Here is a 15,254-nt window from a genome sequence, read left to right as displayed (position 1 = left end):
TAAATTAGTTGGTTAGTTTGCCTGATTGGCTAGCTATTAATATCTTGCGTGGTGAGATTGGCACCGAGTTGGCGTAGCTTTTTAAAACGCTCGCGGGCTGCTTGTTTAGCCGCTGCTTCTACGGGTACAAAATCAAAAACTTGGTTAAACCGACGAATGTAATCCGGTAATTGAGTAGCCAAGTTAATTAAAACTTTACGATTGCCAACAGGTGGCGTAATACCAATTTCTACAGGTGCGCCGCCTTTAGGGCCTTCACCTTGTAAATTATGTGGCACAAAACTATCTGGATCGAATGCCCAAATTATTTCATCAATGGCACAGGCTGCTTCGTTATCGTTAACACAAATAAACACACGCTGCCCATTTCGATACTGATCGGCCGCAATTTGAGCAGCCAAAGCAAAATGATCGTCAGCCTTCGCTTTAGACTCATCTTGTTGCTTTAGAACGAAAAATTTAGCGTTCATGTTCATTGTATCGGGGTTTCCCATGACATTGAATGTATACCAAATTGATATACATAAATTAAGAGGCAGATTTTGCCATATAACGGGGTTTGCTTCAATTAATACACAAATAAATAAGGCGCCAAATGGCGCCTTATAAGTAGCTAAACAGTGTGTTTAATCTTGAGCGGCTTCACTTACGCCAGCTCTATTTAATAAATACTGAGTAAGCATTGGTACAGGACGACCCGTTGCGCCTTTTTTAGCGCCACTGCGCCACGCTGTACCGGCAACATCTAAATGCGCCCAATGATACTTTTTAGTAAATTTAGACAAGAAACATGCCGCAGTAATAGTACCCGCAGAGCGTCCACCTAAGTTTGTAAAGTCAGCAAATGGGCTTTCTAGCTGATCTTGATAGTCATCCCATAACGGTAACTGCCATGCACGGTCGCCACTTTGCTCAGACGCTTTTAATAAATCGTGTGCAAGTGGGTTATGGTTTGATAGTAAACCAGTCGCATGCGCGCCAAGGGCTACAATACAAGCGCCAGTAAGTGTTGCTACGTCAATAACGGTATCTGGATTAAAGCGTTCAACGTACGTTAGTGCGTCGCACAATACTAAACGACCTTCAGCGTCGGTGTTTAACACTTCAACTGTTTGCCCCGACATTGTTGTTAAAATATCACCCGGGCGATACGCGTTTGAGCCAGGCATATTTTCACAGCCAGCTAAAACACCAATAACGTTAATTGGCAATTGCATTTGTGCAAGTGCACGCATTGCGCCAATAACACCTGCAGCGCCGCCCATGTCGTATTTCATTTCGTCCATGCCTTCGCCTGGTTTTAATGAAATACCGCCTGAGTCAAACGTTAAGCCTTTACCAACAAGTACAATAGGGGCTTGGTCGTCAGCGGCGCCTTTGTAGTTAATAATCGACATAATCGATTCGTTATCACTACCTCGGCCAACAGCTAGGTAAGAATTCATACCTAGTTCTGCCATTTGCTTTTCGCCAATAATATCAACAGTGATGTTGTCAAAATTAGTTGCCAACTCTTGTGCTTGCTCGCCTAAGTACACTGGATTACAAATATTTGGTGGCATATTAGCCACGTCTTTACACAGCTTACTACCTGCAGCAATGGCTAAACCATGCTCAATGGCACTTTCGCCAATCGTTAGTTCGCGTCGTGTTGGTACGTTAAACACCATTTTACGAAGCGGACGACGAGGGTCTACTTTTTTACTTTTTAATTGGTTAAACGTATATAAGCAATCTTGTGTTGTTTCTACTGCTTGACGAACTTTCCAGTAAGTGTCGCGACCTTTAACGTGTTGCTCTGTTAAAAAGCAGACTGCTTCCATAGAGCCTGTTTCGTTTAAGGTATTAATAGTTTTAGAAATAATTTGTTTATATTGCTTATCATCAAGCTCGCGCTCTTTACCACAACCAACAAGCAATATGCGCTCGCTTAATACATTGGGTACATGATGCAATAATAAAACTTGGCCTGGCTTACCTTCTAAGTCGCCACGGCGAAGTAAATTAGAGATATAGCCATCACTAATTTTATCGAGTTGTTCACCAATGGGGGATAACCTACGTGGCTCGTAAACGCCAACCACAATACATGCGCTGCGCTGTTTTTCTGGGCTACCACTTTTTACGTTAAATTCCATTGTCACTCCTGATTTTGAGTCATTTAAGTTAGTAAGTTGGGGCTAAAAAAGTATTTTCTAGTCTTATCTACGTAACTTATGTAAGGATAATTCTTATTTTAGCTGATTTTGCTAGACTCTTACTGTGTAATTGAACTTTATATGCTTAAGGGCTACTAATGCAACATTATATCGTGCACTTAGGTAGGATAATTAAATTTGATGGCTTATAATAATAGCCTATTTGCCGGTATTAATTGGGTAAAATAGCTATTTAACTATTCAATTCTCACTATCGTAGTGAAATTCCATGTTTAACAGGGGCGAGCATTGCTAATTTTCCGTTATTTGACCGCTGAGGTTTTAAAATCGCAGGTCGCCGTATTTTTAACTTTAATGACAATATTTTTGTCACAAAAGTTAGTTGGTATTTTAGGTGATGCCTCTGAGGGCAGCATTCCTGCTAAATTAGTGCTATCGATGATTGCACTAAAGCTTCCACAACTAGCCTCGCTAATACTTCCGCTGAGTATATTTTTAGGCATTATTTTGGCTTACAGCCGTATATATGCAGATAGCGAAATGACCGTCCTTAAAGCCTGTGGCGTAAGTGAATGGTATGTTGTGCGCGTAACGCTTATATCAAGCGTTGGGCTTGCCATATTAGCCGCTGCATTGACTATGTATATAGCGCCGTGGGCAAGCGAGCAAGAGTATCAATTGAAAGAACAAGCCAAAGCCGATGCGGGGTTATCTGCGCTCAGAGCTGGGCGGTTCCAAGAAACCGGTAACGAAAAAGCCGTGGTGTTTATTCATAATATTGAAAAAGGCGGCAAAGAGCTCAATAAGGTATTTGTTGCACAGTTACCCGATAGCGAAAAAGGCAATCTAGCGCGCTTAGTATATGCAGAGCAAGGTGTTGTGGTTGAAGCCGTAAATGGTGAGCAACAGCTAGTACTAACAGACGGTAAACGTTACGAAACAGACGGCACAACGCCTGCACTTAATTTAACAGAATTTGATGGTTACAGCGTACAAATACGAGAGCAAGAAATAGAGCATCAACGCCGTAAATTAGAGGCTGTGCCAACTAACCAATTATTGGCTATAAACACTCCTGAATCTATTGCTCAATGGCAATGGCGACTCGCTATTCCGTTATCAATCCCGCTACTTACCTTACTGGCAGTACCGCTAAGTGTGGTTAATCCTCGCCAAGGTAAATTTGCAAAACTAGTGCCTGCTATTAGCTTGTACTTAGGCTACTTTATTTTACTAAATGCCGCTAAATTTGCAGTTGAAGATGGCAAAATCCCGCCTTCAATCGGCTTGTGGTGGATTCATCTAAGTGCCTTGTTTATAGGTGGGTTATTAATTATAAAAGGGCGACCACTGGGCGCTTGGCTTAAAGCCGTAGTAACTAAGCGGGAGTTAGGCTCATGATGAAAACGCTTGATTGGTATTTAGGCCGCAGTATTTTACAAACTACCGGCTTTGCATTGTTGGTACTTGTTGGTATTAGCACCTTAATTAAATTTATCGACCAGTTAAAGTCGGTAGGGCGCGGCAGTTACGACTTAATGACTGCAATGCTTTACACGCTTTACACAATACCTGGCGATTTAGTGGTGTTTTTTCCGATGGCTGCGCTAATTGGTGGCTTAACGGGTTTGGGGGCACTTGCCTCAAACAGTGAGCTTGTAGTGATGCAAGCCGCTGGTATGTCGCGCTTACAAATAATTGGCTCTGTGATGAAAACGGCCATATTTATGGCTATCTGTATGATGGCATTGGGCGAATGGGGCGCACCTGAAGCACAATTGCACGCTAAAGAAATGCGTAACCAAGCAATACATGGCGGCGATGTGTTTAATACACAAAAAGGTGTATGGGCTAAAGACGGCAATAATTTTATTAATATTGAAGATGTTGATGAAAACGGCAGGCTTAACGGGGTGCATATGTACCACTTTGATAAATCGTTAGAGCTTACCCAAATTACTAAAGCAAGAGATGCACTGAGCCGAAAAGATGGCTGGCTACTTCGTGACGTTAATAAAGTTATTATCACTAGCGAAAAAACCACAACAGAGCAATTACCAGAAGAGTTTTACCCTTCGCAACTCACAGCTGAAAAGTTAGGGGTTGTTTCGGTAAAACCGGAGTCACTTTCATTTACTGGGCTTTGGTCGTATTTAAGTTACTTAGAGCAAAACGAACAAGACACAAGTACCTACGAGCTTGCTCTATGGCGTAAGTTGATGCAGCCAGTATCTGTTGCGGTAATGCTGCTGGTGGCGCTCTCGTTTATATTTGGCCCGCTGCGTACCGTTACTATGGGCGCACGTATTATTATGGGAGTTGTTACAGGGATTGTGTTTCACTTAACTAATGAAATATTTGGCCCTGTCGTTATGGTTTACCAAATACCTGCCATTATAGGGGCGGTATTACCCAGTATTATATTTATAGGCTTTGCGACATATTTGATGAATAAACGGGTATAGATTTACCTATTCAAAGCATGAAAAAGGGTGACCACTGGTCACCCTTTTTGCTTTTTAACTACTGCTTAATTACCGCTTAACTCACGATTTGAAAAGTTGGTATTAATCAAGCTCACTATAAATACGTCTGTTTTCTTCTTTAGTAAGTGCAATAACTTCTGTTTTAGAGATGTAATCTTGCAGTGCTTTTTTGTTTTTAAAATCTACTAACACCACCAAATTACCTAAACCGAGTAAAGCGCTAACGCTGCGGATAATTGATTGCGGCCAGCTAATTAAATTACCCTCAAGAGTTTGTACTTTTAAACGCCATGCACGCATGCCAATGGTTTGCCCGCTTTTAGTCCAAAAGTAGCCAAAAAATACTAAGGTAACAATAATTAAAAGAGCGGTACGAATACCCGAAAGAAGATTTGAATTTTGAATAAAGGCAGATACATCCTCTGCGCCATTTAAACTAATTACATCGAGAGAAATAAGCCCTTGAACGGCAAATAAATACAGCACTACAGTTAACATCGCAAACGCAATAATGGCTAACGTATCGTAAACTAACGACGCAAAACGGCGCCAAAAACCAGCACGTGGAAACTCACCCGACATAAATACACTCTCACTATTAATATGCGAGCTAGTTTAGCAAAAAAGCTTACAAATACTAAGACATGTTAATGTTTAGAGAGGGAATTGATTTTATTGCTTTAAGTTATTACCTACAGGGGAAATGAAAAAGACCCTGCTATTGGTAGCAAGGTCTTTTAATTTATAGCGGATTTAACCTAGCTTGATAGCAAGGTATTTTATGTCGTCACCACTTATTTGCGGTAAAAAATAAATATCGCCGTATTTAAAATACTGCTGCGAGTTAATTATTACGGCCTGTGCTGCCTGAGGCAATGAATCGTAAGTTTGGCCCAAGCTATAATCATTCACATTCCCCACTTTTATTGCCTGATTAAGACGGGTTGGTGGCTCATCAACCACTGTATAACCGTCATTATTTGCGACGTAATACACGTTTTGATATGTGTAGTAGGTGGTATTGTGATGCTTAAAATGCCTGTAATTTCTTGGTAGCGTATTTATACGCAGGCCTCTAGGTGGCGTAACTACATGGTAGCCTCTTTTAGCTTTACGGTAGTAAAGGCCGTCGTTAAACGTAAACGAAATACCATTAAATCTAATCGATGCGCTATTGCGTGGTAAATGGTTCATAAATCGATTTTGTCTGTAAGCGACTGAATTATTATGGCTTGTTAAGTAGTTATATTTGCGCTGGTTGTAGCGGTATTGTTCACGCTTTTCCTGCTTGTACTTAGCAAGTTTACGTTTTTCTTGCTTACGGTCTTCTCGTTTTTCTTTTTTATGCTCAATACGCTGCTTTTTTTCATGGCGGCGTTCATCGCGTTTATATTCAACACGTTTGTCGTGGTCACGTTTAAAGCTTTTATCATTCTCTCGCTCGTTTTGTGCTCCAAGCGCAGAGCCTGATACTGCGCCAATGGCGAGCAGTGCAGGTAGTAAAAAAGTAAGTTTCATAGTATTGCCTCGTTTATGTTTTTACATAACTGGGTTCAATACTAGCGGTTCAAACTGAATGTTAACTGACATACAACAGCAAACGGAGCTATGCTTACAGCTTTTTACATTTTACTGACGGTTCTTGACATAATATCTAGTTTTTGACGATTTTTAAGGGGGGTTATTACGAGAGATATTTTAATAATACTGCTATTAAATTATATATTTGGACTTTTTTGTTGTGCTTAGAAAACGTTATTTCCGTGCATTTTTAGATGGGAAAATACCAATAATAGAGTTTAAATGGTGTAAAAAGCTAAGTTTGCGGCGCGTTGTTTATTGCCGCAAACATGACTTTATATTTTAAAGGGCGCATCTATCTTTTAATAAATTTAAGGCTAGGGTGATACGTTATGACATTAACTTTAATAAATGCTGTGTTATTAACGTTTCTTTTAACAACTTTAACTGGAACATACTTGATTACCTTAGTTTGGTTAATTTTTTTCAGTTCTCGTTTTAGCTGAACCTTTTTATATTCTTGCTTTGTATATCTATCATGTGGTGCTGCAAATGCAGAATTAGATAAAGTGCCAATAACTAATAGTGCAGGTAGTATAAATGTAAGTTTCATAATATTGCCTCGATTGTGGTTAACATGGCTAGTATTGACGTTTGAAACTGAATGCCAACTGCATGTAAGGGCAACTGTAGGGAGGCTTTACACCCTTTTACTTATCTTTACTATTCTTGACGCTAATACCAATCCGCAGTAATACTTAATCAATTTGAGGGATTAAATCTAACGCTAACTCTATTAAAAAATGACTGATATATGGCTGCATAAATGCAGAGGGTAGGGCAATGAAAGAGCAATTGTCGAGAACAACTAATAACAAAATTTTAGCTGTGTTATCAACACCGTTTTCTTACCTCAAAACAGGTAGCTTGATTAAGCTACCAGGTATAAAACCGTATCGGTTCTATACCAATTCCATATATCGTTTAGAGTCTAGGTTGGCTACTTTTGATAAAAAGGATAATCGCTATAACCGACTTCAGTACCGCCATACATAGTGGCTGCATCGGCCTCGTTAAACGTCCAATTATTCGCTATACGCTCTGGTAAATCAGGGTTAGCTATAAATGGGCGACCAAATGCAAATAAGTCACCGTAACCTTCACCTAAAATACGTACCGCTTTTTCTACTGTGTATTTACCAGCATAAATAATGCGACCTGAAAATTCAGCTCGTACTGCTTTATAAAATTCTTGTGGTAAATCAGGAGCATTTTCCCAATCAGCTTCCGCTATTGATAAGTAAGCAATGCCAGCTTGCTCAAGCACTTTAACGGCTTGTACATAAGTATGATGAGGGTTTGATTCAACAAGTCCTAAATACACTCGTGTTTCATCTGTGCTTTCAAATAAAGGAGCAAAGCGAACACCTAAACGATCGGAGCCTACAACGTCACTTACCGCTTCAACTATCTCTTTTAAAAAGCGCAGGCGATTACTAAGCGTTCCACCGTATTGATCGTCACGGTTATTAGTATGCTCAGAAATAAACTGATTAACTAAATACCCGTTAGCACAATGCAGCTCCACACCATCAAAGCCTGCTTCTAGAGCATTACGTGCAGCTTGCGCATACATGTTTACCAGTTCGCCAACTTCAGTTGTTGTTAGTGCACGAGGCTCACTTGGGTCAGCCAATGCGCCTTCACCAGGTGCGGTTTCAATAAATACTTTTACATTGTCAGCAATAATATCTGAAGGGCCAACCGGTTTACCTGAATTTGGTTGTAGTGTGGCGTGCGATACGCGCCCTACATGCCAAAGCTGAGCAAAAATAACACCGCCTTTAGCATGTACTGCATGTGTTACTTTTTTCCAGCCTTCAATTTGTGCTTGCGAGTGAATACCAGGTGTCCAAGCGTAGCCTTGGCCACGAGGTTCTATTTGCGTGCCTTCGGTAACCATAAAGCCAGCCGATGCGCGCTGTGCATAATACTCAGCCATTAATTCATTAGGAATATTGCCCGGTTGTGTACTACGAGAGCGAGTAAGAGGAGGCATCACAATACGGTTTTTAAGTGTAAAAGGGCCAAGCTCAATTGATGAGAATAAAGGGGCGGTATTAACTGATTCTGATTTCATTTTAAATTCTCTTATAAAGCAAATAAAGGCTTAAATAGTGGTTAAGCAACGTTGGCAGCATAGAGATTTAAAGATACAATTTGAAACAACACTTTTTTGTACAGCATACAATTATGAATGGTATTAGCCGGCTCGATATAAAACAGTTAAGAGTGCTCAGTAGCTTGTTAGAGCTGCAAAATCTGTCGCAAGTAGCTAAAAAAATGGGGTTAACGCAACAAGCCATTAGTGAGCAACTACGAAAGCTACGAGACTTATTTGACGATCGCTTGTTTATTCGACAGGGCAATAACATGGTTGCTACTCCTAAAGCGCAAGGACTCAAGACGCCAGTTAATCATATATTAAAGCAATTAGAGTCGTTACTAGAGCCCGAGCAGTTTAGTCCGAAAACCTATAAAGGCGTGTTTACCATAAGCGCAACCGACTACGCCACGCAGGCTTTACTACCGCAATTATTTAATATTACCCGTCGCGAAGCCCCCGGTTTAAAGCTGATAGTGCGCGACTTTGCATCCGATAACGTTAATCAACTTATAACGGCAGGCGAGCTTGATTTATTGATTAGCTTTCCTGAGTTTATACCCGACAATCTTTCTTATATTACTTTGTTTGAAGAGCAGCATTTGTGTATTTCTGGTGTTGGTAACAACACTTACATGGAGCCTTTGAGCTTGGCGCAATTTGCAAAGCATCCTCAGCTAGTGGTATCGCCATCGCGTGCTAATTTACGCGGGTCGCACGATCAGTGGTTTGAAAGCCAAGGGCTAAAACGTAATATTGTAATGTCGGTACCGAGCTTTTCAGCGGTGCCTGACATTTTACATACAACCGATATGCTAGCGTTTTACCCATCAAGATTATTACCAAATAGCAAAGTTAAACAGCTAAAAATAGAAGCTCTGCCTCCTACATTTAAAGTAATAGCCGCATGGCATCCACGTACTAACAACAGCCCAATTCATAAGTGGTTGATAGAGCAATTACAAAACCTATAACAGCAAACTTTAATACAAGTATTAATGTAAGTATTAAAGCAAATACTGTTACCATAATTAACAATAGTTATTAAAGATTGTCGTCAGCTAATTACAGTGTCCTACAATTGTGTTTTAAGTGCGGTAAAGGAATTATAAAGCTAAATGTTTAAGTTATTTTTTGGTGTTTTTTGTTCTCTACTTTGTTTTAGTACTTTTGCTAACACAGTAAAAGAAGATGTTGAAAAGATACTAAGTGGATATTTAACGAGTAGTCAAAGTCGTGGGCTTATGGATAAGTTAGAGCGCAATTTACCTTATTCTTCATCGCTCGATACTGCTCGCGTTAAAACTGTAAAGTGTTGGTTTTATGACCCCCAAAATGACAATAATTACATAGCATTAAATGATTTACTGACAGATGCTAATCAAGCAATCAAAAAAGCTGGCTCGCCTAAATTAAAACTCGATTTACAAACATGCCAAGCATTTCATTTATACCAACAAGGCAAAGTAAGTACAGCCACTTCAATGGCTAAAAATGTTATTAGTGCCACCTCTAAAAATCCAGAGCTTTATTATCAACATGCGACAGCTAACTTAATATTAGGGATAATTTTTCGTTCACAAGGTTCGTACCAGCAAGCTTTTTTGGCATTTCAACAAGCTTATAATACCTTTGAACAAGGCGACTTTTCTTACGATAAAGCGCTTATATTTAAAGAGATAGGGCTTATCCATGCCGATCTTCACAATTTTTCGCTCGCTGAAGAACAATTGCAAAGAGCAATTAATGAGCTGACAAATTATAATGAGCAAGAATGGTACATAGCCACAGATAGCCTAGCCCAAGCTTACGAAGCTCAAGGTAATTATCAAAAAGCGATAGTGTTGTACAGCAGTATACTCCCTGCCGTAACTAAGTATGAAGACGATGAAGGGAATGCTTACTTACTCTTTAAAATTGCACAAATAAATATTCAATTAAATGAGCTGCAAGAGGCTAAACAATACTTAAATAAAGCCAGGGATTTAACGCTAAATAGTGAGTGGATTAAATTTATTCAATCAATAACAACAGCTGAGTGGTTAATTAAAAAGGGTCGCCTAGATGAAGCGGAGCTTCTTTATTTAGATTTTGAACAAAATAGTTCTCAAGTATGGTCAGTCGACTCTTTAACTCGTTTTTTAGAATTTAAGCGTGAATTAGCAGTGCAAAAAAATAACTATCAGCAAGAAGCCTTAGCTCAAAGAGAGTTATTAAAAATCGCAGATAGAAAAGTGCAAGAAATTGCAGATAATACATTACTATCTCAACGTTTAGCGTTTGACTGGGAACAGCAAAAACGAGAAATAACAAGGCTGCAAGAGTCATCAGAGGTAAAAGAGCAGTTATTAAATTTAGCTGATGAAAAAGCATTTTGGCAAATCGCATCTTTGCTGTTTTCTATTGGGCTGATATTGATTTTAGCTTACATAACTTATAAACAAACTCAGCATAAACAGCGATTTAAAACACTTGCATTAAAAGACGAATTAACAGGTATCGCTAATCGTAGAGCAATATTTGCATTTAAATACAACGCGATTAAAAAAAGCGAGTTTTTAGGGAATGCGTGTTCACTCATTGTTATTGATATAGACCACTTTAAACAAGTAAACGATACATATGGACATGATATTGGTGATGAAGTTATTATTTCTACTGTTAAATTTATAGAAAAAAACATTCGTCAAACAGATTGTGCAGGTAGGGTTGGTGGAGAAGAATTTTTAGTTGTTTTACCTAATATTGCACTTAGTTTTGCGCATGAAGTTGCCCAGCGTATACGCGAAAGTATTGAGAATGTTACTCATACCTCACTCCATATAAAATCAACAGTAAGTATTGGTGTAGTACAAGTTAAAGCGGGCGAAGCCCCAAAAGATGCATCCCGACGAGCTGATGAAAAATTATACGCAGCTAAAAATGCAGGCCGTAATAAAGTAATGGTTTAATAACTCAATAATTATTGAGTTATTAAACGGCTAGTAATTTATTATTGAAAAATATAGCAAGCTAATTCACCTAATACTCATATGTATTGAGAGTGTATATCCTTCTTCGATACCTTTCAAAAAGAAGCTCTGCCTCCTACCTTTAAAGTAATAGCGCATGGCACCCGCGTACTAATAACAGCCCTATTCATAAATGGCTGATAGAGCAGCTGCAAAATTTATAAAATCCTTAGAAATGCAACAAGATCTAAACGCTCTTGCTTAGTTAATTTTAATGGCTTTAGCAGTTTCGTCGTTTTAGGAAAATGAGGATCGTTTAATTGGTTTTTCCTAGGTTTAGGTCTTGCTCCACCATGGTTGTACATGTTTACTATACCTAGTAGGTCATCAAAAAGTCCATTGTGCATCCAAGGAAATGTTTGTGTTAAACCAAGTAGAGAAGGGGTTCTAAATAACCCTATATCACTTGGATTATTTGTAATATTAAACCGGCCTTTATCTTCAAAACTACGGCCGTAGTAATGAAGGCCAGTGCCATGAAATTGGTTGTCACTTAATAGCGCGCCATTATGGCAAGTCATACATTTTGCTTTGGTTCTAAATAAATGTAATCCGTTTAATTCACTATCTGATAAGCGTCTAACCGCTTTTTTTGGATTACTCTGAACCTCATTAATAAATGATTTAAAACGAGTATTAGGTGCAATGAGTGTTCGCTCAAATGCAACGAGGGCTTCTGCCATTTGTGCCATGGAGAGCGTATTTGAATTAAAAGCACTTTTATTAAATGCCGTATAGCTTTTATCTTTATTGACTCGCATTAAAGCTTTTTGTGGATCTAAGTCCATTTCAATTGGGTTGCTAATGGGCATAAGTGCTTGTTGCTCAGCTGTTTTAGCGCGACCATCCCAAAAAAAACTTTGCCACTGATCTATACCAAAAATTGCAGGGGTATTGCGGGTGCCCACTTGATCATTTATACCGATTGCAGTGGCACGACCATCATGAAAACCCTTATCTCGTTCATGACAACTTGCGCAGCTTACGGTTTTATCGCGTGAAAGCTGTGTATCATGAAAAAGCTTATTGCCAAGTGCAACGTGCTCTGCCCGTGGAGTGGCTATTGGCAATAGCGAAAGAGGCTCAACTATACGCTCATCACTGGTTTGAATGGCAGGCCAATTTACTTGGCTCTTACTATACAAACCACGTAGCTCTGTGTTGCTGTATTGTTGAGCGTGCATACTAAGGGGGAGTAATAATGTTATTAAACCAAGTAGCTTAATCATATTTATAAGTTACTCCAAGCCAAAACATTCGACCAGGTTCAATGCCAGCGGCTCCTTCGTTTACATTGTAAGTACGGGCGTTTAAAAGGTTAGATACATCAGCGCGTATTTCTACGTTGTGTTTTTCACTAATTTTAGGATTATATCGTAAGCTTAAGCCGACCATAGTGCGGGCACGAATAACACGTTGCTCATAAACATCAACCAAAGTAGATGTAATAGGGCAACTAATACAGCTCTTGTCTAGCTCAACGCTTTCACTCGCGCCTGTGCTAACAGCTGTATCAAAGCTACCACTATAGGTAATGTTTAAGCCTGTACTAAGTGAATCAAGCCAGTCAACATTCCAACCCATAGCGCCGGTTACGGGAGTTCCAAAATTGGTGCGAATTTGAGATAACTGGTTAAGTGTAACAAGTTCACCTTCTTCTTTAGCATTAACGTAATAAACTAGCTCATCAAGAGGGGTGTTATTTGCGGTTGCATTGTAGCTGTCGTTTGACACTTTATTTTGCGCATATGAAGCATTTGCCCAGAATGAATGTGCTTTAAATTGTGCACTCCATGCAATCGAGTAACGCTCAGAGCTACCTGTACCGCTGTTTGTTATTTCAATATATTTGAAGCCATCTTCACTTGGCGTATCAGCAGTTGAGCGAGACAATTGTTGATGCTTTTTCCGTTTTACATACTTAAGTGAAAAGTTACCAATTTTTTCAAATGAGTGAGCTATACCAAAAGCTAACTCGTCATCAAAAGGTGTTTGCACATCGTTAAAACGATATTTAAATGCGCCAGTGTAATTAGAGGGTAACCAGCCTTGTAAGTAGCCGTTTTCGATAGGGCGGTATTCGTTATACGAAAAGTTTTGTTGCTCTTTTATTTTATAACCAATAATTCCTGAATCATAATAACGGTTTACGCCTGCGCTTATTATTGTACGTCCATCATTAAACACATCGTAACCAAGCGAAATACGCGGGGCTAAGTTATGATTTTTTAAAAAATCATCATAGTTATAGCGCATTCCTAAGTTAATATTTACATGACCAAGCGTTAAATGATCGGTGATATATAAAGCGCCACGGTTAAGTCCTACATTTATATATTCAGCAGGTGTAACTTTACGACCATTAAAATACTGTGCAGTACTTACAATGTTATCGCTATAAGCTGCAATATGTTCAGGGTTATTAAAATCAATACTCCCTCCCAATTGCTCGGTAAGTTGCTCTATAGAAATAGCAGATTCAAGCGATTGGCAATCAAGCGTGTAACCGCTGCAATTAAGTGGTGCACTGGCGCTTGACCAAATAATAGGAGAGTCGTATGTGTAACTATTTTGAAAACGTTCACGTTTCACTTCTTGGTGTATAAGCTCTATACCAGCTTTAATATTGTGCTCTACACTCAAAAATTTAAACGTATTAAAATCGAGAGTGTTTTTCCAACTCGTGGTCAATTGTGTGTTATCGAGCGCCCCATACCCACCTTGTTTGGAATAACGCGTATTAGATAATCCTTGGTCCGCAAATTCTCCCCATTGCTTTCCTTTTGCCTGCAACCAATTATAAAAGTGATCTTGGGACTCTCGACTGCTATCGCTTAAATTTACATTAAGGTTACTGTGCCATGTAGCAAAGCTTAAATTTTCTGTTAGCGATATTACGCCGCCCACTGCTCCACCTTCTAAGTGAAAGTTACTGTCTTTGGTATCAACAATAAAGTTATCAACTTCGTAAGGGGCGTACATTAAACTAATATCAAGCTGATCGACCCAGCCATTTTTGTATCCATATTTAACTAATGCATTAATATTTCGGCGACTTTGCGTTTTTGGTTGACCCAGTGAAAAATCACTAATGTCGCTGGTAAGGTAATTAACGCTTACCATAAGTCCGTGGCGTTCATTGAGTTGTTTATTGGCGCTCAATGAGTAACTTATTTTTTTAAACTCTGGGGCTTCTAGCGCTTCATCATCAACATTTCGTTGTCCAGACTCTTCATCAGCTTTAAGAAAATGGTATTCTCCCCAGCTACTTTGATTCCCACGCACACCAAAGCTAAAGCTGTCTTTTGCAAAAGCACTTTTGGTTTTAGCATCAACAATTCCACCTGAAAAACCACCAAATTCGGCTGGAATGTTATGGTCGTACACGGTTATTGATTCAACAATATCTGAATTTACATTCATGCTTTGCACACCGCCCGACACATCATTGCTGGTAGCTGTAACTCGTGTAGCACTGGCGGGATCAATACGGTTGTTGTAGTTCATGCCATCAATCGAAAACCCTGTTTGCCAAGGTTGCGCGCCAGAAATAGATATTTCGGGTGCGCTAATTTCAGCCAAGCTTTCAATACTAAAAGCGTCGTTACTGAGTTGTACTCCAGGGAGGAGGGCAATTAACTCATTTATATCCCCATTACCTTTAGCGGTCGAGGTTATAAAGTTACGGTCGAGATATGAGCGACCAATTACTTCAGGCACTTCAATACCTATGTACTGACCTTTTACTTCTATGTGTTCTAAGGCTTCACAACGTTTTTTTTCTTCATTTTGTAAAGTACTGCATATGGGTTTTGACTGGTCGGTCTGCTCTTGCTCGTTCGCTGCATAAGCGTTTTGGGTAAGCAAAAGCAGACACGCTAAGGTGCTAGGTGTCTGCATTTAAATCTCTTAA

12 protein-coding genes are annotated in these 15,254 nt (G+C 39.4%); 4 read left to right on the top strand and 8 right to left on the bottom strand.

The genetic code is table 11. The annotated features are described in order from the left end of the window. Positions 1-29: 29 nt before the first annotated feature. Both I6F50_RS11795 and pepA read right to left on the bottom strand, forming a co-directional pair. A complete protein-coding gene (locus I6F50_RS11795; protein ID WP_007587285.1) occupies positions 30-476 on the bottom strand; it encodes a DNA polymerase III subunit chi in 447 nt (148 codons plus the stop codon). Positions 477-626: 150 nt separating this feature from the next. Next, positions 627-2,138 carry a leucyl aminopeptidase gene (gene pepA / locus I6F50_RS11790; protein WP_007587283.1) on the bottom strand — a complete coding sequence of 504 codons (1,512 nt, stop codon included), beginning with the start codon at positions 2,136-2,138 and terminating at the stop codon, positions 627-629. Positions 2,139-2,447: 309 nt separating this feature from the next. Here pepA and lptF point away from each other — a divergent pair, with 309 nt between their 5' ends. Together lptF and lptG are read left to right on the top strand one after the other, a co-directional pair. Then, positions 2,448-3,560, top strand: a complete 1,113-nt coding sequence (gene lptF, locus I6F50_RS11785; protein WP_002962016.1) for an LPS export ABC transporter permease LptF — start codon at positions 2,448-2,450, stop codon at positions 3,558-3,560. Then, positions 3,557-4,624 carry an LPS export ABC transporter permease LptG gene (gene lptG, locus I6F50_RS11780; protein WP_165727265.1) on the top strand — a complete coding sequence of 356 codons (1,068 nt, stop codon included), beginning with the start codon at positions 3,557-3,559 and terminating at the stop codon, positions 4,622-4,624. The genes lptF and lptG overlap by 4 nt, the downstream gene beginning before the upstream one ends. 102 nt (positions 4,625-4,726) lie before the next feature. Here lptG and I6F50_RS11775 read toward each other — a convergent pair whose 3' ends face one another. The 4 genes from I6F50_RS11775 to I6F50_RS11760 form a co-directional block, all read right to left on the bottom strand. Continuing rightward, entirely contained in the window at positions 4,727-5,227 is a 501-nt protein-coding gene (locus I6F50_RS11775; RefSeq protein ID WP_007587274.1) for an RDD family protein, read from the bottom strand. Between the two features lie 171 nt (positions 5,228-5,398). Continuing rightward, positions 5,399-6,163: a DUF6515 family protein gene (locus tag I6F50_RS11770; protein WP_165727266.1), complete on the bottom strand. Its 765-nt coding sequence runs from the start codon at positions 6,161-6,163 to the stop codon at positions 5,399-5,401. A gap of 358 nt (positions 6,164-6,521) precedes the next feature. Further along, positions 6,522-6,779, bottom strand: a complete 258-nt coding sequence (locus tag I6F50_RS11765) for a hypothetical protein (protein WP_165727267.1) — start codon at positions 6,777-6,779, stop codon at positions 6,522-6,524. Positions 6,780-7,166: 387 nt separating this feature from the next. Further along, positions 7,167-8,306, bottom strand: coding sequence for an alkene reductase (locus I6F50_RS11760; protein ID WP_165727268.1), 1,140 nt, complete (start codon positions 8,304-8,306; stop codon positions 7,167-7,169). An 80-nt stretch (positions 8,307-8,386) separates the two neighbouring features. Here I6F50_RS11760 and I6F50_RS11755 point away from each other — a divergent pair, with 80 nt between their 5' ends. After that, the gene (locus I6F50_RS11755; RefSeq protein WP_197176283.1) at positions 8,387-9,304 is read left to right on the top strand and encodes a LysR family transcriptional regulator; all 918 of its coding nucleotides are present in this window, start codon (positions 8,387-8,389) and stop codon (positions 9,302-9,304) included. A 144-nt stretch (positions 9,305-9,448) separates the two neighbouring features. Then, complete coding sequence (locus I6F50_RS11750; protein ID WP_197176282.1) at positions 9,449-11,281, top strand: diguanylate cyclase; 1,833 nt, start codon at positions 9,449-9,451, stop codon at positions 11,279-11,281. Positions 11,282-11,499: 218 nt separating this feature from the next. Here the strand turns inward: I6F50_RS11750 and I6F50_RS11745 are convergent, their stop codons facing one another. Both I6F50_RS11745 and I6F50_RS11740 read right to left on the bottom strand, forming a co-directional pair. Beyond that, the gene (locus I6F50_RS11745; protein ID WP_165739953.1) at positions 11,500-12,570 is read right to left on the bottom strand and encodes a cytochrome-c peroxidase; all 1,071 of its coding nucleotides are present in this window, start codon (positions 12,568-12,570) and stop codon (positions 11,500-11,502) included. Then, positions 12,563-15,241: a TonB-dependent receptor plug domain-containing protein gene (locus I6F50_RS11740; RefSeq protein ID WP_165739955.1), complete on the bottom strand. Its 2,679-nt coding sequence runs from the start codon at positions 15,239-15,241 to the stop codon at positions 12,563-12,565. Before I6F50_RS11740 ends, I6F50_RS11745 begins: the two co-directional genes overlap by 8 nt. Positions 15,242-15,254: the final 13 nt, after the last annotated feature.

The organism is Pseudoalteromonas sp. NZS127_1, from assembly GCF_015864295.1.
Classification (GTDB): Bacteria; Pseudomonadota; Gammaproteobacteria; order Enterobacterales; family Alteromonadaceae; genus Pseudoalteromonas; species Pseudoalteromonas arctica.
The sequence above is the reverse complement of the archived record's forward strand: the minus strand, read 5'-3'. Positions and strand labels throughout refer to the sequence as shown.

What these genes read in the sequence shown, in the direction of transcription:
- pepA (WP_007587283.1), bottom strand. Translation starts at nt 2,138, where the DNA reads ATGGAATTTAACGTAAAAAGTGGTAGCCCAGAAAAACAGCGCAGCGCA.
- lptG (WP_165727265.1), top strand. Translation starts at nt 3,557, where the DNA reads ATGATGAAAACGCTTGATTGGTATTTAGGCCGCAGTATTTTACAAACT.
- I6F50_RS11795 (WP_007587285.1), bottom strand. Translation starts at nt 476, where the DNA reads ATGAACATGAACGCTAAATTTTTCGTTCTAAAGCAACAAGATGAGTCT.
- I6F50_RS11760 (WP_165727268.1), bottom strand. Translation starts at nt 8,306, where the DNA reads ATGAAATCAGAATCAGTTAATACCGCCCCTTTATTCTCATCAATTGAG.
- I6F50_RS11750 (WP_197176282.1), top strand. Translation starts at nt 9,449, where the DNA reads ATGTTTAAGTTATTTTTTGGTGTTTTTTGTTCTCTACTTTGTTTTAGT.
- I6F50_RS11765 (WP_165727267.1), bottom strand. Translation starts at nt 6,779, where the DNA reads ATGAAACTTACATTTATACTACCTGCACTATTAGTTATTGGCACTTTA.
- I6F50_RS11775 (WP_007587274.1), bottom strand. Translation starts at nt 5,227, where the DNA reads ATGTCGGGTGAGTTTCCACGTGCTGGTTTTTGGCGCCGTTTTGCGTCG.
- I6F50_RS11745 (WP_165739953.1), bottom strand. Translation starts at nt 12,570, where the DNA reads ATGATTAAGCTACTTGGTTTAATAACATTATTACTCCCCCTTAGTATG.
- I6F50_RS11740 (WP_165739955.1), bottom strand. Translation starts at nt 15,241, where the DNA reads ATGCAGACACCTAGCACCTTAGCGTGTCTGCTTTTGCTTACCCAAAAC.
- I6F50_RS11770 (WP_165727266.1), bottom strand. Translation starts at nt 6,163, where the DNA reads ATGAAACTTACTTTTTTACTACCTGCACTGCTCGCCATTGGCGCAGTA.